Raw genomic sequence first — 20,941 nt, 5'->3', positions numbered from 1 at the left:
TGCGCTTATAACATGCGCAACGCATTCTGGTCCTGTGGGTTGCAATTATTCTGGCTATTTTCCCACATGGGCCGGGATTTCAGACCGGGCCTAACCCGCCTTACCCTTGACGGCAACCCGTGCTAGGACTCGGGCACAAAGCGCTTTCGCATAGGTTCCGCGTTTCCCGATGTCCCCAGTTTCCGACGAGTCAATCGAAATCACCTCTTCGGAACACATGACCCGGGTGGTGCTGCGCGGTGCTTTCCTGATTGCGAATGTGACCAAGCTCGAGCAACGCCTTGGCGCAATCGCCGCAACATCCCCGGTGCAGGCAGACCTGTCCGCTGTCGGCCGGATCGACACCTCGGCGGCCTGGGCACTGGCAACACTGCAACTGAGGATCGAACAGGCCGGGCAGAGTTTCGAAGTCTGTGGCGCATCCGACAAGGTGGCCAGCTTGCTGCGCACGGTCACCGACGCCCTGCCCCGGATCGAGAGCCAACCGCCGGTGCGGACATCGCTGCGCGACAGGATTGAAACCGTGGGTCGCGCGGTCACCCAGGCGGCGCAATTCGTTCTGGATCTGATCCGCTACTACGGCCTGTTTCTGTCCCGGCTCGGGCGCGCCCTGCGCCACCCGTCCGAATTCCGCCTGACCGCCCTCGTGCACCACTGCGAGGATGTCGGTCTGCGCGCGGTGCCGATCGTGGCGCTGATGTCCTTTCTGATCGGGGTTGTGCTGGCCTTTCAGGGGGCGACCCAGCTGCGCCAGTTCGGCGCCGAGGTCTTTGTGGTTGACCTGCTGGCCATCTCGATCCTGCGCGAACTGGGCATCCTGCTGACATCAATTGTCGTCGCCGGACGCACGGCTTCGGCCTATACCGCCGCGATCGGGTCGATGAAGATGCGCGAAGAGATCGACGCCATGCGCACGCTGGGTCTGGATCCGGCGATGACGCTGTTTGTGCCGCGCATTCTGGCACTGGTCCTGATGCTGCCGATCCTGGGCCTTGTCGCTGATCTGATGGGGCTGTTCGGCGGAGGGCTGATGGCCTGGATCGACCTTGGCATTTCACCGGCGATGTTCACCACCCGGCTGGTGGAAGGCACCGATGTCAGCCATGTGTTCGTCGGCATGATCAAGGCGCCGTTCTTTGCGGTGATCATCGGCATTGTCGGCTGTCACGCGGGAATGCAGGTGAAAAGCAATGCGGAATCGCTGGGCCGCATGACCTCGAACGCGGTTGTGACGGCGATCTTCGCGGTGATTGTCGCGGATGCGGTGTTTTCCATTGTCTTTGGACAGATCGGGATCTGAGGATGGACAGCCCCCCGAACAGTGACGTGATCATCCGCCTGCGCGGCATCCGCAACCAGTTCGGCAGGCATGTGGTCCACGACGGGCTGGATCTGGATGTCCACCGGGGCGAGATTCTGGGCGTGGTCGGCGGTTCGGGCACCGGAAAATCCGTGCTTTTGCGCACCATCACCGGGTTGCAGACACCGGTGGCGGGCAGAATCGAGGTGCTGGGCACCGACGTGCGCACAGCGGACGAGGACACCCGCGTTGCGCTGGAACGGCGCTGGGGGGTGATGTTTCAGGACGGGGCGCTGTTTTCCTCGCTGAACGTGCGCGAAAACGTCGAGGTGCCGATGCGCGCCGTTCCGGGGCTGGACCCCGGGCTGCGCGGTCGGCTGGCCGATCTCAAGGTGTCGATGGTCGGCCTGCCCTATCTCGCAGGAGACAAGTTTCCGTCGGAACTGTCGGGCGGCATGCGCAAACGCGCCGGGCTGGCGCGGGCGCTGGCACTGGATCCTGAACTGCTGTTCCTGGACGAACCGACGGCGGGGCTTGACCCCATCGGTGCCGCGGATTTCGACACGCTGATCCATGGACTGAGCCGGTCACTGGGGTTAACTGTGTTTCTGGTCACCCATGACCTTGACACCCTGCACGCCACCTGCGACCGCATTGCGGTACTTGCGGAAAACAAAGTGCTGGTTACAGGAACCATGAAGGACATGCTGCGAGTGGATCATCCCTGGGTACACGAGTATTTTCATGGTCCAAGGGCGCGTGCGGCGGATGCGTCCGCCAAGGGTCCGGGGGACCGCTGAGAGATGGAAACCCGCGCCAATTATCTGCTGATCGGCCTCTTTACCCTTGTCGGCCTGACCGGCATCGCCGCCTTCTTCCTGTGGTTTGCACAGGTCAAACTGGACCAGCAGTTCTCTTACTACGACGTCTCCTTCACCTCTGTGTCCGGGCTGTCCAACGCTTCGGACGTGCGGTTCAGCGGCCTGCCGGTGGGTCAGGTGGTCGATGTGCGCCTGTCCCCCGAGCGCGACGGTACAATCACCGTGCGGCTCGAGGTCGATGCCGCGACCCCGGTGCGGGCCGACAGCGTCGCGACCATCGAATCCCAGGGCGTGACCGGAGTGTCCTATGTCGGCATCAGCGCCGGCACCCCCGGTGCGGCGCTGATTGATCCCGAACCCGGCCTCATACCCCATATCGCGCCGGGCCGGTCCGTATTGCAGACACTGTCCGAGGATGCGCCGCAGATCCTGACGGAAACACTTCGGGTGGTGCAGGGCCTGGGCGCGATCCTCACCGATGAAAACCTGGGCCGCATTGATCACATCCTGCGGAATGTCGAAGCCGCGTCAGCCGATTTCTCGACGACGCTGCGCAGCTTTTCCGATGTGACCGCATCGGTTTCCGGGTTTGCCGAACAGATTGACCGGTTCAACAGCACGCTGGAAACCCTGACCAGCGACGCCTCCCAGGTTCTCAACACCGCAGACACCACGCTGGGCTCGATCGCGCAGTTGGCTGAACAGGCCAAGGGGCTTCTGGCCGACGGGTCGATGACGCTGACGGCAGCGACGGGCACTCTGAACACGGCGGATGCGTTCCTCGCCAATGACCTGCCGCAGCTTGCCTCCGAGCTGCAACAGACGGCGGGTGACCTGCGCCTTCAGGTGACACGGATCGGCGAGGATGCCAGCCGGACACTGGACACCTTCAACGCCACCGGACTTGCCGCCACCGCCCGCCTGACCGAGGCGCAAAAGATTCTGGCGGATACCGAAGTCATGATCGCCAATCTGGAAAACACCCTGGTGACCATGGACAGTGCCGCCATCAGTTTCGAGGACCTGGTGGAACAGGACGGCGCCGAACTCGTCGCCGAGGCGCGGGTGATGATTGACGATGCCACGCGCGCCATGCGGTCGGTCAACGCGGTGACAGAAAACGACATGCCGGCCATCGTCGCTGACATCCGTGCCGCCACGGCGACCGCCAACCGGGTGATCGCCAAGGTCGGCGAAGACCTTTCCGGCGCCTCGGGCCGGATCGAGATGCTGAGCGCCACGGCCGAAGTCACTCTGAACACCGTGACCGAAACCTTTGCCAACGCCAATGACACCCTGACCGCCGTCAATTCGGCCCTTGTGGTCGGCGAGGATGCCCTGGGCGCCGCCCGGCGGGCGTTTGACGGCGCGGACCGGGTGATCAATGACGATGTATCCGCCATCACCGCCGACCTGCGCGACGCCATCTCCAACCTGAACGGCGCCATCAGCCTGGTCGCCGCCGACATCCCCGCGGTGTCCGCGGACCTGCGATCCGCCGCCCGCGCCGCCGAACAGACCTTTGCCGAACTGCAGCGGGTGGTCGGCGCCTCGGGCAGTGCGGTGACAGATTTTGCCACCGTGGGTCTGCCGCAATACAGTCGGCTGGCGCAGGAAACGCGGACCCTGATCGACAATCTTGACCGGTTGACCACCAGCATCCAGCGCGACCCGGCGCGGTTCTTTCTGAACAAGTCGACTCCGGAATTCAGACGATGAGACATTTCATGATATATTCCTCCTGCGGCCTGCGCAGCGCCGCGATCTGCCTGGCCCTGCTGACGCTGAACGGCTGCTCCGCCCTCTCGGCGCTGACAGATGCCACCACGCCGCTGAATGTCTACGAGCTGCGCGCTCCGGGCGACATTCCGGTGGCACGCGGGGCAGCGCTGCCGGTGTCGGTGACAATCGAGACCCCGACCACCGGCGGCGCGCTTCAGACCGACCGCATCATGATCCGTCCCGACCCCTATCAGGCCCAGTACCTGCCCGAAGTCCGCTGGAGCGAAGAGCTGCCGGTGATGGTACAGACATTGATGTTGCGGTCGCTCGAAGCGACGCAGGCGCTGCGTTATGTCAGTCGCCGACCCCTGGGTGCAGGTGGCGATTATGCCATTGTCACCGAGGTGACGGATTTCCAGGCCGAGATTGCGGAGCCGGATCAGCCGGTGACGGTGCGGCTGCGGATGACGGTCAGCCTTGTGCGGGAAAGCGATGTACAGATTGTGGCAGCCCGCAGTTTTGCCGCCTCGGCGCAGTCACCGACCAGCGACATCACGGACCTGATCGGCGCCTTTGACGCCGCCAGCGACACCATGCTGCGCGATTTTGTCAGCTGGGCAGTCGGCGCGCTGGGCCGACGTCTCTAGTCGCGCCCGCCCGCAGGAAAGGTAGATCAGGCCATCAGCCGCAGGGGGGCCTGCGCCACGGCCGCCACCGATTTCGGCCAGGAGATCATGATGACCGCGCAGCCGCGGATGCCTTCGCACGTCAGTGTTTTCACGAGGTTTCCGACGGTCGTGTCGACAAAGCGTTCACCCTCCTGCGTCACCTTGACGGCGATGGTGACCGGCAGGCTTGCAGGCATGCCGGTGTTCATCAGCGATGCCGTGATCTCGGCCGCATGGCCGACGGACATGTAGAACGCCAGCGCCGTGCCCGGCCGGGCATGTTGGTGCCAGTCAGGAGCGGCATCACCGTCGCGGCACTGCCCCGTGGTCAGGATCAGGGTGTCGGTCTCGCCGCGATGGGTCAGCGAACGGCCCATCGCCGCCGCCGCCCCGGACACGGCGGTGACGCCGGGCACCAGTTCGATCGGAATCCCGGCGTCGCGGGCGGCGTCCAGTTCCTCGGTCGCGCGGCCAAAGATCGCCGGGTCGCCGGATTTCAGCCGCACCACACGCCGCCCCTTCAGCGCCTCGGCAACGATCAGCGCGTTGATCCGCTCCTGCGGCCAGGCGGTGGCGCCGACAACCTTGCCGACAAACACCCGTTCTGCATCGCGCCGCGCCAGTTCCAGCACCGCCGGATCGACCAGCCGGTCGTAAAAGATCACATCCGCCTCCTGCAGGCGTTCGACCGCGCGCAGGGTCAGCAGGTCACGCGCACCGGGGCCGGCACCAACCAGCGCGATCTGTCCGCCGTGGGACGCCGACACCGCGCCGCCCTGTTCGATGGCGTCCTTCAGCATCTGCGCCGCCTCGCGCTCGGCCCCCCGCTTGTGACTTTGCCAGGGCGCCTCGAGCAACGCCCAGCGCCAGAAGGCGCGGCGCCCCTCGCGTGGCACCCGGGCTGCAACCCGGTCGCGCAGACGGCCCGCCAAGGCGGCAAAGCTGCCCAGGCGCGGGTCAAGCTGTTCTTCGATCCGGGTTTTGATCGCGCGGGCCAGAACCGGCGCGGTGCCTTCGGTGCCGATGGCCACCACCACCGGATCGCGGTCGACGATGGACGGTGTGGTGATGTCGCACAGCGCCGGCTGGTCGACCACGTTCACCGGCACGCCGGCCTGTTGCGCCAGTGCATGCAGCGCCGCGTCCATGCCCGGGCAGCCGGTGGCGACAAAGACAATCGCCGCGCCCCGGAAACTCGCGGGGGCAATCGGGCCCGGCTGATGGCGGGCACGGCCCTCGGCCACCAAAGCCTGCAACTCCGGCTCGAGTGTCGTGGCCAGCAGCACCAGTGTCGCATCCGTCTTCAGCATCAACCGCGCCTTTTGCGCCGCCTGCTCTCCTCCGCCCGCAATGACAACCCGTCGGCCGGTGGTACGGATGAACATGGGAAAGCTTTTCATGGCAGAGTCTCCTTCAGGCCGCTTTGCTGCGGCAGCGATCGGCCCAGAGGGCCTGCGCGGTGGTGTCGGCCTCCGGCACCCCGAGAGTGTGCAGCGCCAGTGCCGCAGTTCCGGTGACGACCCGTTCGGCAAAGCTGTCGTCCAGGGTGCCGTTCCACAATGCCGCCAGGCGGGCGGGGTCGTCGGCCCCGTCGTTCAGCCTGCGGGTTTCCGGCAATAGCGCGTCAAACGCTGCTTCCCACCGGGTCGCGTCGCGCAGACCATAGGCCTGCACCGCCTTGCAGGGGTGGCGCTCGAATTCGCCGCCGCCGCCCTTGATGATGGTCAGCGATTGCTGGCCCAGAAGCACCCCGGCATCGGCCTGAAGTTCGCGGTACGGCGGATGAAACACCCCCTGCACTCCGGCGGCGGCCTGCGCGGGGTTGAGCACGCGGAGCACGGTGTTGATGCAGGATCGCAGGCCCAGTACGTCGCGCAGTTGCAACAGGCCCAGCAGTTGCGGTGCAAAACTTTCCAGCGGCAGGTAAGAGATCCTGTCGCGTTGCAGCGTTTCCGACAACGTCGCGGGCGTGGCTGCGACGATCCCGGCATGCCCCAGCACGCCCCGCACGCAGGCATGACCCTGCTGGTGCGAGTTCCAGCCGTGCAGCAGCACCGGATACCCCGCCTGCGCCACCAGACGGGCCGCCAGCAGAAACCACGGCAGGCCGCGTGTGCGCCCGGCGGCATAGCTGGGCCAATCCAGCGCGGGCCGCGGCAGACTTGGGATGGTCGCGCGCGCCGCGGTCACGAAGCCCGCGATCTCGTCCGGGGTTTCCCCCTTCATCCGCAGCAGCATCAGCATCGCGCCGGTCGCCTCTGGTGCGGCCTTGCCTTCAAGCACAACCGTCATCGCCTCTGCCGCCTCGTCACGGCTCAGCCCGCGCGACCGCCCCGGGCCACGGCCCAGAATGCGCACATATGGCGCGAGGCTCATTCGGCGGCCTCGCGCACCTGGCCACGGGCGAGCAGGGCGGTCAGCTCAGGGCGACAGGAGCCGCAGTTGGTGCCCGCCTGCAACGCCACGCCGATCTGGTCGACAGTGGTCAGTACCTGCGACTCGATCGCGGTGAGGATCGTGTTCATGCCGACGCCGAAACACGAGCAGACGATGGGGCCGGGATCGGGCATGTCTGCCGGGCTCTGGCCGGTGAGGACGGCCTCGGCCGCATTGCCCGGCAGGGTCACCAGGTAGTCGCGCATCACCGCCACCGGCTCCGGGGCGACAAAAAGCGCCGCCAGCAACCGGCCGTCGTGATGGAAGGCAAGGCGCGCCAGACCGCGACCGGCATCCTCGACGATCTGAACGGCAGCCTCCGGCAGGTCAAAGAGGACGCGGGCGTAGGTTTCCCAGTCCTGCGGCGCGCCGCTGGCCGCCAGTTCGGCACGCCAGCCGCCGGGGGTGCGCGCCAGTGCCCAGTAGTCCGAGGACGGCGACATTGGCGCTGCGGACACCGCAAATCCGTACCAGCCCGCCAGAAACGGCGCGAGCGCGACCACGGCTGCCTTGCTTTCGGGTTGACCGGACACCGGGTCGACAACGTCGGGAACCACAGCGTCGATGCGGGCCGAGGGGGCGGTGTCGCTGGTCCAGTGTATCGGAGCAAAGACTTCACCCGGGCGGACCCGGTCGGTGATCAGGGTGCGCAGAATGGCCGATCCCACAGGGCTGGTGACCTGAACCAGCGAGGCCGGGCCCAATCCGGTGCGGGCGGCATCATCGGGATGAATTTCCAGAAACGGTTCCGCCAGATGCGCCGAGAGTCGCGGCGACAGGGCGGTGCGTGTCATCGTGTGCCATTGGTCGCGAATGCGGCCGGTGTTCAGCCGGAACGGAAAGCGCGGACCGGTGCGCGCCGCCGGCGGGCGGTATTGCAGCGCCAGCATCTGCGCCTTGCCGTTCGGTGAATAAAAGCTGCCGTCGGCAAAAAAACGTCCGCCCTGGCGGGTCTTGGTCACTGGCCAGCGGGTGGGGGCGAGCGCCTCGTAATCCTGGTCGGAAATGCCGGACAGGCCTGAAATGTCGAAATCACGGTCGAATTGCCCGGCGATATGCGACAGGGCGGCGTATTCGCGAAAGATTTCGGCGGGGGTTTCAAAGTCGAACGCCTTGTGCCAGCCCATGCGGCGGCCCACTTCGGCCAGAATGCTCCAGTCGGCGCGGGCCTGTCCGGGTGCCGGCATCACGGCGCGCTGGCGGCTGATGGTGCGGTCGGAATTGGTGACGGTGCCGTCCTTTTCACCCCAGGCGGCGGCGGGCAGCAGCACATGCGCCAGCCGCGCGGTGTCGGTCGCCCCGGTGATATCGCTGACCACGGTAAACGCGCAGCCCTTGATCGCCGCGCGCACCGCGTCCGCATCGGGCATGGTCACGGCGGGGTTGGTATGAATGACCCACAGCGCCTTGATTTCGCCGCGTCCGACAGCGCGGAACATGTCCACGGCCTTGAGACCGGCATGATCGGCGATGGCCGGGGAATCCCAGAAACCGCGCACGGCCTGGCGGTGATCGGCATTCTCGATATCCAGATGGCAGGCCAGCATGTTGGCCAGCCCGCCAACCTCGCGCCCGCCCATGGCGTTGGGCTGGCCGGTCACGGAAAACGGCCCCATGCCGGGCAGACCGATGCGCCCCGTCGCCAGATGACAGTTCAGGATGGCGTTGACCTTGTCGGCCCCGGCCGAGCTCTGATTGACCCCCTGGCTGAACACCGTCACGGTGCGGTCGGTGCGCAGGAACAGGTCAAAGAAGGCGCGGATATCGCGGCGGTTCAACCCGGTTTCGTCCATGTGGTCAATGCTCGCCGCCGCCAGTGCCGCGTCAAAGCCGTCGACGTTGGCAACATAGGCCTTGTCGACCACGCCGCCGTGGTAAATCGCCGACAGCAGACCGTTGAACAGCGCCACGTCGGTGCCGGCCCTCAGCTGCAGATGCAGGTCGGCGAGATCACAGGTCGCGGTGCGGCGCGGGTCGACCACGACGACCTTCATTTCGGGGCGCTGCTGTTTCGCTGCCGCAAGCCGCTGGTACAGTACCGGGTGGCACCAGGCGAGGTTCGAGCCGACTAGGACGACCAGATCGGCCTCTTCCAGATCCTCATAGGTTCCGGGCACGGTATCGGTGCCAAAGGCGCGGCGGTGACCGGCGACGGTCGAGGCCATGCACAGCCGCGAGTTGGTGTCGATGTTCGCCGAGCCGATAAAGCCTTTCATCAGCTTGTTGGCGACATAATAATCCTCGGTCAGCATCTGGCCCGAGACATAGAAGGCGACGGAATCCGGTCCGTGGTCGCGGATGGTGGCAGAAAACCTCTCCGCCACCGTTTGCAGCGCGGTGTCCCAGTCTGCGGCCTGACCGTTGATGCTGGGCGACAGCAACCGGCCCCGGGTGCTGACGGTTTCCCCCAGCGCCAGCCCCTTGGAACACAACCGACCCTTGTTGGCCGGGTGGTCGGGATCGCCCCGCACCATCAGCCCCCCCTGCCCGTCGGCACGCAGAAGCACACCGCAACCGACCCCGCAATAGGGACAGGTCGACCGGGTTTCGGGAAGGCCCGCGCCATCCATCACGCCGCGCTCCGCTTGGCCAGCGTCGTGGCGTCCAGAAGAATCCGGCCCGCCTCGACCTGAACCGGATAGGTCGGGATGCTGCCACTGTCGGCGCCCTGCGCCTCGCCGGTTTCCAGCGAGAACACCCAGTTGTGCAACGGGCAGGTGACCTTGTGTCCATGCACGATGCCTTCGGACAGCGGCCCCCCCTTGTGCGGGCAGGTGTCCGACACGGCAAAGACCTGATCGTCGCCGGTGCGGAACAGGGCGACACAGCCGACCTGAGTCTTGATCACCCGCGCACCGCGCTGCGGGATGTCGTCCAGAGCGCCAATATCGATCCAGCTCATTCCGCAGCCTCCAGGGTAAGGTCAGCAAGGGGGGCAAAGCTTTCCGCCTTTGCAGCCAGCGGCGCCCAGGGATCCTTGCGGTAGACGGTTTGGGACAGTTCGAACCGTGCGGCGAGCGCGCGGCGGTTCTCGAGGTCATCGACAACCTGGGCTTTGACCCAGTCGAGGCCGACTTTCGCGAGCCACTTGTAGGGCCGGTCGAGGTATTTGGCATTCTCGCGGTAGATCTGGACAAAGGCCGCGGTGACCTCGAGCGCCTCTTCCTCGGTCGGCACGTCGCACAGACGTTCGGTTTCCTTCAGATCCATGCCCGCCGCGCCGCCGACGCCAACCTGATAGCCCGAATCCACGCAGATGATCCCGACATCCTTGCAGGTTGCCTCGGCACAGTTGCGCGGGCATCCCGACACGGCCAGCTTGACCTTGTGCGGCGTCCACGACCCCCAGAGCAGTTTTTCCAGCTTGATCCCCAACCCGGTGCTGTCCTGGGTGCCAAAGCGGCAGTGATCGGTGCCGACACAGGTCTTCACCGTGCGCAGCCCCTTGGAATAGGCATGTCCCGAGACCATGCCGGCCGCGTTGAGGTCGTACCAGATGCCCGGCAGGTCCTCTTTCTTGACGCCCAGAAGGTCGATGCGCTGGCCACCGGTGACCTTGACCGTGGGCACGTTGTACTTGTCCGCCGCATCGGCGATGGCGCGCAGTTCGGCCGCGGTGGTGATGCCGCCGAACATCCGCGGCATGACGGAATAGGTGCCGTCCTTCTGGATGTTGGCGTGGTTGCGTTCGTTGACAAAACGGCTTTGCGGGTCGTCCTGGTATTCCAGCGGCCAGTCGGCCAGCAGATAGAAGTTGATCGCCGGGCGGCAGACATGGCAGCCGTTGGGCGTGGACCAGCCCAGTTCCTGCCAGACGGCGGGCTGGGATTTCAACGCCTGCGACTTGATCAACCGGCGCACGTCCTCGTGGGTGAGGTCGGTGCAGCCACAGACCGACTGCGCTGCGGGCAGGACAAAGTCGTCGCCCAGCGTGACGGCCAGAACCTGCTCGACCAGGCCGGTGCAGGTGCCACAGGAGGCAGACGCCTTTGTGGTCGCCCTGATCATCCCGAGATCGGTGGCGCCGCCTTCGATGGCGGTGACGATCTGACCTTTGCACACGCCGTTGCAGCCGCAGATTTCTGCGTCAGCCGGTAAGGCTGCAACGGCCGACAAAGGGTCCACTGCGGCCCCCCCCTGGTAGGCAGGTCCGAAGATCAGCGTGTCGCGCATCTCCGAGACATCGGTGCCGTCCTTGATCAGACCAAAGAACCAGCTGCCGTCAGCGGTGTCGCCGTACATCACAGCGCCGATCAGACGGTCCTCTTTCAGCACCAGGCGCTTGTAGACGCCCCGGGCCGGATCGCGAAAGACGATGTCCTCGCGATCCTCGGCCTCGGCAAAATCCCCGGCCGAAAACAGGTCGCAGCCGGTGACCTTGAGCTTGGTTGAAAGCTCTTTGGTCACAAAGGCTGCAGGCTCGGCCAGCAGCGTGCTGGCGACCACCTTGGCCTGATCGTAGAGCGGCGCGACAAGACCGAAGAGCTGGCCATTGAATTCGACACATTCGCCCAGTGCCAGAACATCCGGGTCAGAAGTCTGCATCTGCGCGTTGACCTCGACCCCGCGGCCCACAGCCAGCGCCGCGTCTTTGGCAAGACGGGTCTCGGGGCGGATGCCGACGGCCATCACCACCAGATCCGCCTCCAGCACGGTCTCGTCCTCGAGCAGCACGGCCTCGACCTTGCCGTCGCCGAGGATCGCCTTGGTCGATGCCCGGGTCAGCACGGTGATGCCGCGGTCTTCGAGGTCCTTCTTGAGCAGATAGCCCGCCGCCTCATCAAGCTGGCGTTCCATCAGGTGCCCCATCAGGTGCAGCACGGTGACTTCCATGCCGCGCATCCGCAGACCGGCCGCGGCCTCGAGCCCGAGCAGACCACCACCGATCACCACCGCCCGGCTGCCGGGTCTGGCCGCGGCCTCGATCATCGCGTTGGTGTCATCCAGGTCGCGGTAGGTGATCACTTCGGGCAGATCCTTGCCCGGCAGCGGGATGATGAACGGCGCGGATCCGGTGCCGATGACCAGCTTGTCATAAGGCACTTCGCCGTTCTGGCCGACCACCACCTTGCGGTCGCGGTCGATCTTGACCACGGCTTCGCCAAAGCGGCAGGTGACGCCGTTTGCGCTGTACCAGTCGTCGTCATGGGTGACGATCTCGGCATAGCTTTTCTCGCCGGACAGGACCGGCGACAGCATCAGGCGGTTGTAGTTGCCGCGCGGTTCAGCGTTGAACAGGGTGACGTCATAGGCGTCGGGGGCGGTTTCGAACAGGTGTTCCAGCACACGACCAGAGGCCATTCCTGCGCCGATCACAACGAGTTTCTGCATGTTCATACTCCTCAGCAATACCAGGCGACGATATGCGCCAGCTCGCCGCCGCGATGGATCGGCAATGCGACCACCGAGGCGTAGCCGGCCGCTCCGGCACCAGTGTCAATCACCGGCAGACCGCTGCCCAGGGCGCGGCCCACCGGCCCCTGCCAGGCAGCGACCATCCGGTCGGTTTCAAAGTCCCAGAGCGGGCCGGTCCGGTCGCAGATCCCGTCCGTCAGGACGGCCTTGCCGGGTGCGCCGACCTTGGCGGCGCGGGCGTCCCAGATTTCAAAGCGCCGGGCGATGGGTGTGCCGCTGGCGGTCAGCAGCGTCAGGGCGTAAATCGTGCCATCCGGCGTCGGGACCGGCAGCCCCAGCCCGGTGTTCAGCCCGACACGTCCGGCACTTTCCGAGCGCATGAAGCCATAGCCCTGCCCCAGATCCCGCATCAGTATCGGTGTTTTCGAAGACCAGACACTGCCGGGAAGCCCCTGCCCGCGCTTGAAGGTCGTGCGCTGCGATATTTCCTCGAACTGCCGTGCGGCGCCGTAATACCCGTCGTCCAGCGTCAGGGTCCCGGCGTTTTCCGCCCAGACTTCGATCGCGCCGAACCGGTCGGCGTCGTCGCTGCACAGCACCACCAGCACCGCCTTGAGCGTGCGACCGGCGAAGACCGGAATCGCGACCGCACTGGTCAGCCCGGCCTCCGCGGCCGCTTCGGTGCGCTGGAAATACGACCCTTCGAAGGTTTTCAGCACGATGGGGCGTTCTTCTGCCCAGGCCTTGCCGGGCAACCCCTCGCCTCGGGCAAAGCTGGTTTTGCGCGACGCCTCGGCAAAGGCGCTGCGGCTGCCGTAGTGACCGCCACCGGGGACCAGACGATCACCTTCGGGCACCCAGATCTCCATCACTTCGACAAAGGTTCTGACAGCGGGGTCCATAAGCGTGTCCATCAGGCTGCTTCCTGGTTGCCGGGCTTGGTGCCCTTGGGCTTGTGCCCGTGTTCGTATTCCTCAAGGAAATCCAGCACTTCCTGGCGGTATTCGTAATAATCCGGATGCTCGAGCAGTGCCTTGCGGGTGCGCGGGCGCGGCAGGTTCACTTCGGTGATCTTGCCGATGGTGGCCTGCGGTCCGTTGGTCATCATCACCACGCGATCGGCCAGCAGGATCGCCTCGTCCACGTCATGGGTGACGCAGATCGCGGTGACCTTGGTGCGCGACCAGACCTCCATCAACACTTCCTGAAGCTCCCACCGGGTGAGGCTGTCGAGCATTCCGAAGGGTTCATCGAGCAGCAGCAGTTTCGGCGACAGGGCAAAGGCGCGGGCGATGCCGACGCGCTGCTTCATGCCGTTGGACATCGAGGCGGCGTTGCGGTCCATGGCATCGCCAAGACCCACGCGTTCGAGATAGTATTCGACCACATCCTGCCGCTCGGCCTGACTGGCACGCGGGTAGACCTTGTCGACGCCGATGGCGACGTTCTCCTTGGCCGACAGCCAGGGGAACAGGTTGGGCGACTGGAACACCACGGCGCGTTCGGGATCGGCGCCTTCGACGTGGCGACCATCCAGACGGATACCACCCTTGGAGATGCTGTTGAGCCCGGCGGCCATGGTCAGCACGGTGGATTTGCCACAGCCCGAGTGACCGATCAGGCTGATGAATTCGCCGCGGTTCACCTTCAGGTCAAAATTCTCGACCACGGTGAGCGGGCCCTTGGGCGTCGGGTAGATCTTGTGCAGCTGGCTGAAGTCGAGAAAGCGGTCGTCGATCATGCCTTCCTGCGCCTCTTTCACCGCCGCGGGCACACCGTGGATCGGCGTCACGTTGGGCAGCAGGCGGGTGCCTTCGACCTTGGCCTCGATGCCGACGTCCATCAGGTACTTGGTGACCTCGGCGCGCAGTGCCTTGAAGGTGTCGTTGTGGTTCATCGCCGTCCGCTCGCGCGGGCGCGGGATGGTCACCCGGAACTCTGCGCCCAGGGTGCCGTCCGGGTTCAGCGCAATGATCCGGTCCGCCAGCACGATGGCCTCGTCCACATCATTGGTGATCAGCACGCAGGTCTTCTTGTCGGCCTCCCAGATGTGTTCGATCTCATCCGCCAGGTTGGCCCGGGTCAACGCGTCCAGCGCCGACAGCGGTTCGTCCAGCAACAGCATTTCGGGGCTCATGGCCAGTGCCCGGGCGACGTTCACCCGCTGACGCATACCGCCTGACAGTTCGGCCGGGCGGCGGTGCATGGCATGGCCCAGGCCGACCATCTTGACATAGTGTTCGACCTTGGCGGCCTTGTCGGCGCGCGACATGTCCGGAAAGATCGTGTCCACGGCCAGACCGACATTGCCGGCCACCGTCAGCCAGGGCATCAGTGAATAGTTCTGAAAGATCACGCCGCGCTCGGGTCCCGGACCGGTGATCGGCTTGCCCTTGAACGACAGGCTGCCCTTGGTCGGCGCCTCGAGGCCGGCCATCAGGTTGATCAGCGTGGTCTTGCCGGTGCCGGAAAAGCCGAGCAGGACCAGGAATTCGCCTTCCTGCACCTCGAGGTCGATATTGTTGAGCACGTCCTCGCGGTGGATACCCTCACCGAAGCTTTTGGAGACGTTGGAGAATTTGAGAATGCTCATGAGATCACCGGTTGTTCGAGAAGGTGAAGAGCGATTGCAGCGCGAACATCACCCGGTCCAGCAGGAAGCCGATGATGCCGATGGTCAGCACCGCAACGATGATCTTGGCCAGCGACTGCGACGATCCGTTCTGGAATTCGTCCCAGACAAATTTGCCAAGCCCGGGGTTCTGCGCCAGCATCTCGGCGGCGATCAGCACCATCCAGCCCACACCAAGCGACAACCGCAGCCCGGTGAAGATCAGCGGCAGCGCCGAGGGCAGCACCAGCTTGGTGATCTTGGTGTAGGTGTTCATCTTCAGCACCTTGGAGACGTTCACCAGATCCTTGTCGATGCTGGCAACGCCCAGCGCGGTGTTGATCAGCGTCGGCCAGAGCGAACAGAGCGTCACCGTGATCGCCGAGACCAGGAAGGATTTCGAGAACAACCCGTCATTGGTGGCATAGGCGGCCGAGACGATCATCGTGACGATCGGCAGCCACGCCAGCGGCGACACCGGCTTGAAGATCTGGATCAGCGGGTTCAGGGCGGCGTTTGCCGTGGGCGAGAGGCCTGCAGCGATGCCCAGCGGGATGGCGACGGCGGATGCGATCAGGAACCCGAAGAACACGGTTTTGATCGAGGTCCAGATTTGCTGATAATATGACGGCGCGCCGGTATAGGCGATGTCCTTGACGTCGTCGGCGCGGCCCGCGGCGATCAGCTTTTCGTTGCGCTGTTCGAGACGGTCATAGAACTGTGCCTCCTTCTCGCCCTTGCGCAGAGCGTCCTCGTGCAGGTTCACCGCCTCTTCCCAGACGGCGGCAGGTCCGGGGATCGCCCCGAGCGAGGTCTGCACCGTCGGCGCCAGCGTCGACCAGGCCATCAGGAACAGCACGATGGCCAAAAGCGGAACCCCGAGCAGGCGCCAGATCTCGGACATCTGACCCTTTGGGTTGTCGCCGGCGGCGGCCTTGAGAACCGGGGTGATCCAGGCCAGTCCAAGGACCTGAAACCAGGCGTCGGCCTTGTTGATACGGGTAAACAGGCGGGCGCGGCGGGCCTCTTTGGCCTCGGACGCGGCGAAGTCCGGATCGACGGTTGTCATTTCTCTGGTCCTCTGAAATCGGGGTCTGGGTCGTGGGTGGTCGGGACGGGCTGTCCTTTGGTTCGGCGCGGTGGCGCGGAGACAACGCCCCCCGGGGGTCGGCGGGTGGGGTGCACGCTCAGGATGCACCCCGGCGGGACATCAGCCCTGCACTTCGTTGCCGACGACGATCTGCTCACCTTTGAGACCGATTGGCAGGCTTTCGAGATAGGCGTTGGGGGTGCGGCCATCATAGCCAATGCCGTCGATGACATCCGCAGCGGGTGTTGGCGCCTTGTAGCCGTCGGTCTCCCAGGGGAAGTCGGCCTCGTTCGCCAGACCTTCGTCCACCAGCATCCGGGCCGCTTCGAGATAGATTTCGGGCTTGTAGACCGACTTCGCCACCTCGTCGTACCAGCTGTCGGGCTTGGCCTCGCTGATCTGACCCCAGCGCCGCATCTGCGTCAGATACCAGACCGCGTCAGAGTAGAAGGGGTAGGTCGCGTGGTGCCGGAAAAAGACGTTGAAGTCGGGAACGTCGCGGGTGTCGCCCTTTTCATACTCGAACGTGCCGGTCATCGAGTTTGCGATGACCTCGCGGTCCGCGCCGACGTATTCCGGGCGGGACAGCAGGTCGACGGCCTCTTCCCGGTTGGCGTTGTCGTTTTCATCCAGCCACATCGCGGCGCGGATCAGCGCCTTGGTCACGGCCAGCGTGGTGTTGGGGTTGGCTTCGGTGAATTCGGCGGACATGCCGAACACCTTTTCCGGGTTGTTCTTCCACAGCTCGTAGTCGGTGATCACCGGCACGCCGATGCCCTTGAATACAGCCTGCTGGTTCCAGGGCTCACCCACCGAATACCCGTTGATGGTTCCGGCTTCCATTGTCGCCGGCATCTGCGGCGGCGGCGTCACCGACAGGAAAACGTCAGCCGAGATCTGGCCGGTCACGTTCTCGTCCGAATAGTAGCCGGGTGCGATGCCACCGGCGGCCAGCCAATAGCGCAGCTCGTAGTTGTGCGTCGACACCGGAAACACCATGCCCATGTTGAACGGCTTGCCTTCCGAGCGGAACGTCTCGATCACCGGCTTGAGCACCGAGGCCGAAATCGGGTGCTGCGGGCGGCCATCGTCCATCGTGGGGATGTTCGGCTTCATCATTTCCCAGACCTCGTTGGAAACGGTGATGCCGTTGCCGTTGAGGTCCATCGAGAACGGCGTCACGATATGCGCCTCGGTGCCATAACCGATGGTTGCGGCCAGCGGCTGGCCGGCCAGCATGTGCGCGCCGTCCAGCTGACCGCCGATCACGCCATCCAGAAGCACCTTCCAGTTGGCCTGGGCCTCGAGGGTGACAAACAGGCCCTCGTCAAAGAAATAGCCCTGTTCATATGCGACGGCGAGCGGCGCCATGTCGGTGAGCTTGATGAAGCCAAACTTCAGTTCGTCCTTTTCCAGCTCCAGCATCTCGGCAAAGGCCGGGCTGGCCAGGGCGGTAGTGGCCGCAAGCGTGAGAAAGATCTTCTTCATGGGTATGTTCCCTCGTTTCAGACGACCGGGCACCTCAGAGAGGCGGAGACCCGGGCAAAACAAAAAAGCCGCTGACTCACCACGACAGAAGTCGCGGAGGTCGAGCGGCTTTGCTCAGATAACCCCAAATCTCTGGGAGAATTCCGTGGCGGACGCCATTGCCTGCCTACACGACCCTGATGCCCGAGAGCGGCGCGGATTGGCAAATGCAAATTTTGTCTGAGCGGCAATTTTGCGGCGGTGCAGCATTTTCCCGGCAAAACTGCCTAATTTTTCATCGCTCGATTTGCGCCGGGTCAAAAATGCGGCCATCGAAGAACACGTCGCGATTGAGCGTTATCCGGCCCGATTCTGCGTGCAGGGTGGTGCGGGCGCCCAGCGCGCCTTCGATCTTGGACGAGGCGGCGGGAAGTTCGGCACTGGTCTGGCGCAGGGCATTTCGGTGCAGATTGCTGCGAAACACCCCCTCTGCGGTCTTGACCGAGGCAACCCGGTCCAGCCCGGTGCGCGAGGCCAGTTGCAACCCGATCCACTGCGCCTGCGACCGCCAGGGGAAACTGGCGGCGCCGGAATGGAATTCGATGAACCCCGGCGTCTGCCGCTGTTCGCCCCGCGGAGAGATCACCAGCCCGCCGGTCAGCGACCGGTCCAGAATCTCGGCGGGCAGGTCAAGGTAAAGCGGCCGCGCCAGCAGTTCGGCGGCCAGAGTGTGCGACGCCGGATCCCCCAGCCAGCGCCCCGCCCGCCAGACCGCGCGGATCAACCGGCCAAGCAACGCCGGTTCGGTGTCCGCCCAGTCGCTGCGCACGGCCAGCACCTTTTCCGGCGCGCAGGCCCAGATCGCGGCCCCCGGCAGCAGCAGCGAGCCGACGCCGTTTTCCACCGCGATCGACCCCCAGGGTTCACCAACACAGAAAGCGTCGATTTCGCCCGCGTCAATCGCCTGCGCCATGAGTGACGGCGGCACCGTGCGGATATCGACATTCTGCGGCGCGGGCAGTCCCAGCGCCGACAGCCAGTAATACAGCAACTCCGCGTGCATCGAGAAGGGAAACGGCACCCCGATGCGCAGGGTGGGCACGGCGGCCCGGATCAAGGCATTGCCTGCGCCGCGGGCATCGTCAAAGGCAAAGTTGTGCCCGCCGTCGCGCAGCCGTTCCGCCAGCGCATTGCTGACACCGATAACCGTGCCGTTGACCGACAGAACCGACACCGCCGCCAGCGGCGCCTGCGTTCCGCCCAGCCCGAGGGCCGCGGCAACCGGCACCGGCGAGAGCATATGCGCCGCCTCGACACGGCCATAGCTCAGCATGTCGCGCAAACTTGACCAGGACGGGGCGCGCACAAGATCGAGCGTGATCCCCTCTTCTGCGGCAAAGCCCATCTCCTGCGCCACGATCAGCGGGGCGGCGTCCAGAAGCGGTATGAACCCGACGGAAAGCACGGCGTTCTTCATCCCAGCAGGCCCGCAGCGGTGACCAGAGCCTGGGCAACGTCCGCCACCCGCTTGCCCTGATCCATCGCAGCCTTGCGCAACAGGGCGTAGGCCTGTTCCTCGTCGATGCCGCGGGCCCGCATCAGCATGCCCTTGGCGCGGTCAATCACCTTGCGCTCTTCCAGTGCGCGCTTTGTCTCGATCAGTTCGGTACGCATGCGCTGGAACAGATGGAAGCGGGCGATGGCGGCGTCGAGCACCGGCTTCAGCCGTTTCGGGTTCAGCCCGTCGACCACATATGCCGACACGCCTGCCTCGATCGCCGCCTTGGTCATGCCGTCATCCGAGCGGTCCACGAACATCGCCACCGGGCGTTCCATCGGACCCGAGGCAAGCGCGAGTTCCTCGAGCATGTCCCGCGAGGGATTGGAAATGTCGATCAGCACGATGTCCGGCGACAGCGCCTTGACCCTGCGCCCAAGACCGGTGGCTTCTCCGATGACATGGATGTCGAAATCACCGGCCTCGCGCAAGCTGTCCACAATGAGCAGCGCGCGGTCTCTGTCGTTTTCGACCACGATTACGGAAAGACGGTCAGCCATGCCCCAGCGGTGCTGACTCGCGGCGAAATGTAAATGTGACACAGTGTGTTTCGCCACACCCCGGCAACTGCTTGATTAAAAAATTGGCATATTTTTGCCCGTATTTGCATCGCGGGAGTCGTTCCCTGCTTTGTGGTTCAGAGCCGCGTTGAAGAGTCCTGGCGGTTGATTTCGGTGATCAGAACATCGCTGACAATGCCGCCAAGAGTGTCCTTCGCCGTTGCCAACAAAATGCGGCGCAAGGGATCAAGCTTGTTGGACTCGGTGAAAGCGCCTTCGAATCCACCGACATTGGCGTGATCGAACAGGACCTGCAAAAAGCTGTCCCGGATCTTGGGTTCACGCTGATAGACCACGTCGGAACTGCCATTTTCGATTTCAAGGCTGAGCGCCAGGACCACCAGCGCCGCAATCCGGCCATCGGCGATGACGGGCACCACAAACTGATTGTTCAGCTTGACGTAATCCCGGGTCGCGGTGTCCACTGCGTCCGGCGCGGTTTCGGCATTTGGGTCGGCCTCGGGGACAATGCAGTTATCGGCCAGCGCCGCCGCTTCAGGCGCGGCGGGTTTGAGCAGGATGCCCGCCCCGACGCCGCCGCCGATACCGATCAGGGCAAGGATTATCGGCAACAGCTTTTGCATCTTTGAACTCCTTCAGAAGGGCAGGATGGCATCAAGAACCTGCTGGCCGATCCGCGGCTGCTGCATGTCCGAAATCTGCCCGCGCCCGCCGTAGGAAATGCGGGCGGAAGCGATCTTGTCATAGGTGATCTCGTTCTGCCGCGAGATGTCCGCAGGTCGCACGAAGCCGGTCACCAACAGTTCGCGCAGTTCGAAATTTACCCGCACTTCTTGTGATCCCTGGATGGCCAGCACGCCGTTCGGTAGCACTTCGGTGATGGTCGCCGCGACGCGCAGTGTCAGCTTTTCGTTGCGTTTGACCGATCCGTCGCCGCGGGACTGGCTGGCGCTGTCCAGCGCGACCGCCGAATCCAGCGATGCCCCGTCGGTGATGGACTGGTTGACACGTTCCGGCACGCCGAACAGATCAGGTATCCCCAGGCTTTCGGACCCGGATCGCGAGCGTGCGGTGGTGTTGGAAATCTCGGCCTTGTCGTCAATCTCGATCACCACCGTCAGGATATCGCCCCGGTTCATCGCACGCCGGTCCCCCAGAAGCGACTGACGCCCGCCGTCCCAAAGACTGGCCCGGTTGATGCCGTTCTCTCCCGGCAGACTGCGAGGCAGACTGGCATAGACCATGGCATCATGCTGCGCACCTGCGGTAACGGGCGTGAATTTCGGTTCACGGCCGATATGCCCGAAGCGGCTGCATCCGGAAAATAGCAGAACCGCCGCGACAAGGGCGATCAGGGGCTTGGGCATCATGGTCTGTGCTTTCACTGTTGGG

The 20,941-nt window shown here is 64.7% G+C and carries 17 protein-coding genes; 4 read left to right on the top strand and 13 right to left on the bottom strand.

Annotated features, from left to right (window positions below):
• Window positions 1-169: 169 nt before the first annotated feature.
• Genes FOY53_RS09670 through FOY53_RS09655 form a run of 4 tightly spaced genes read left to right on the top strand, consistent with a single transcriptional unit; the run spans window position 170 to window position 4,490 of the window.
• The gene (locus tag FOY53_RS09670) at window positions 170-1,300 is read left to right on the top strand and encodes an ABC transporter permease (protein ID WP_146588214.1); all 1,131 of its coding nucleotides are present in this window, start codon (window positions 170-172) and stop codon (window positions 1,298-1,300) included.
• A 2-nt stretch (window positions 1,301-1,302) separates the two neighbouring features.
• Complete coding sequence (locus tag FOY53_RS09665; protein ID WP_146588212.1) at window positions 1,303-2,100, top strand: ABC transporter ATP-binding protein; 798 nt, start codon at window positions 1,303-1,305, stop codon at window positions 2,098-2,100.
• A gap of 3 nt (window positions 2,101-2,103) precedes the next feature.
• Entirely contained in the window at window positions 2,104-3,840 is a 1,737-nt protein-coding gene (locus FOY53_RS09660) for an MlaD family protein (protein WP_146588210.1), read from the top strand.
• Window positions 3,837-4,490, top strand: a complete 654-nt coding sequence (locus FOY53_RS09655) for an ABC-type transport auxiliary lipoprotein family protein (protein ID WP_246107342.1) — start codon at window positions 3,837-3,839, stop codon at window positions 4,488-4,490. The genes FOY53_RS09660 and FOY53_RS09655 overlap by 4 nt, the downstream gene beginning before the upstream one ends.
• A 26-nt stretch (window positions 4,491-4,516) precedes the next feature.
• On the opposite strand, the gene cysG is transcribed toward FOY53_RS09655, so the two are convergent.
• From cysG to flgH, 13 genes are all read right to left on the bottom strand, one after another.
• A complete protein-coding gene (gene cysG / locus FOY53_RS09650) occupies window positions 4,517-5,911 on the bottom strand; it encodes a siroheme synthase CysG (protein WP_146588208.1) in 1,395 nt (464 codons plus the stop codon).
• Window positions 5,912-5,924: 13 nt separating this feature from the next.
• Window positions 5,925-6,887, bottom strand: coding sequence for a glycosyl transferase family protein (locus FOY53_RS09645; RefSeq protein ID WP_146588206.1), 963 nt, complete (start codon window positions 6,885-6,887; stop codon window positions 5,925-5,927).
• The gene (locus FOY53_RS09640) at window positions 6,884-9,517 is read right to left on the bottom strand and encodes a nitrate reductase (RefSeq protein ID WP_146588204.1); all 2,634 of its coding nucleotides are present in this window, start codon (window positions 9,515-9,517) and stop codon (window positions 6,884-6,886) included. The genes FOY53_RS09645 and FOY53_RS09640 overlap by 4 nt, the downstream gene beginning before the upstream one ends.
• The gene (gene nirD, locus FOY53_RS09635; RefSeq protein ID WP_146588202.1) at window positions 9,517-9,849 is read right to left on the bottom strand and encodes a nitrite reductase small subunit NirD; all 333 of its coding nucleotides are present in this window, start codon (window positions 9,847-9,849) and stop codon (window positions 9,517-9,519) included. Before nirD ends, FOY53_RS09640 begins: the two co-directional genes overlap by 1 nt.
• On the bottom strand, window positions 9,846-12,278 hold the full coding sequence (nirB, locus tag FOY53_RS09630) for a nitrite reductase large subunit NirB (RefSeq protein ID WP_146588200.1): 2,433 nt from the start codon (window positions 12,276-12,278) through the stop codon (window positions 9,846-9,848). Before nirB ends, nirD begins: the two co-directional genes overlap by 4 nt.
• A gap of 11 nt (window positions 12,279-12,289) precedes the next feature.
• Window positions 12,290-13,216, bottom strand: a complete 927-nt coding sequence (locus FOY53_RS09625) for a GAF domain-containing protein (protein ID WP_146588198.1) — start codon at window positions 13,214-13,216, stop codon at window positions 12,290-12,292.
• Window positions 13,216-14,895 (bottom strand): ABC transporter ATP-binding protein, encoded by a 1,680-nt coding sequence (locus FOY53_RS09620; RefSeq protein ID WP_146588196.1) that lies wholly within the window; start codon window positions 14,893-14,895, stop codon window positions 13,216-13,218. The genes FOY53_RS09625 and FOY53_RS09620 overlap by 1 nt, the downstream gene beginning before the upstream one ends.
• Window positions 14,896-14,899: 4 nt before the next feature.
• A complete protein-coding gene (locus FOY53_RS09615; protein ID WP_146588194.1) occupies window positions 14,900-15,982 on the bottom strand; it encodes an ABC transporter permease in 1,083 nt (360 codons plus the stop codon).
• 141 nt (window positions 15,983-16,123) lie between these two features.
• Entirely contained in the window at window positions 16,124-17,491 is a 1,368-nt protein-coding gene (locus FOY53_RS09610; protein ID WP_146588193.1) for a CmpA/NrtA family ABC transporter substrate-binding protein, read from the bottom strand.
• 274 nt (window positions 17,492-17,765) lie between these two features.
• Window positions 17,766-18,947, bottom strand: a complete 1,182-nt coding sequence (locus tag FOY53_RS09605; protein WP_146588191.1) for a CmpA/NrtA family ABC transporter substrate-binding protein — start codon at window positions 18,945-18,947, stop codon at window positions 17,766-17,768.
• Window positions 18,944-19,528, bottom strand: a complete 585-nt coding sequence (locus tag FOY53_RS09600; RefSeq protein WP_146588189.1) for an ANTAR domain-containing response regulator — start codon at window positions 19,526-19,528, stop codon at window positions 18,944-18,946. Before FOY53_RS09600 ends, FOY53_RS09605 begins: the two co-directional genes overlap by 4 nt.
• Window positions 19,529-19,665: 137 nt before the next feature.
• A complete protein-coding gene (locus tag FOY53_RS09595) occupies window positions 19,666-20,172 on the bottom strand; it encodes a flagellar basal body-associated FliL family protein (RefSeq protein ID WP_146588187.1) in 507 nt (168 codons plus the stop codon).
• 12 nt (window positions 20,173-20,184) lie between these two features.
• Window positions 20,185-20,916: a flagellar basal body L-ring protein FlgH gene (gene flgH, locus FOY53_RS09590; protein WP_146588185.1), complete on the bottom strand. Its 732-nt coding sequence runs from the start codon at window positions 20,914-20,916 to the stop codon at window positions 20,185-20,187.
• Window positions 20,917-20,941 lie beyond the last annotated feature (25 nt).

Source organism: Puniceibacterium confluentis, assembly GCF_007923445.1.
Lineage (GTDB): Bacteria > Pseudomonadota > Alphaproteobacteria > Rhodobacterales > Rhodobacteraceae > Puniceibacterium > Puniceibacterium confluentis.
This window is presented reverse-complemented; position numbering and strand designations above follow the sequence as displayed.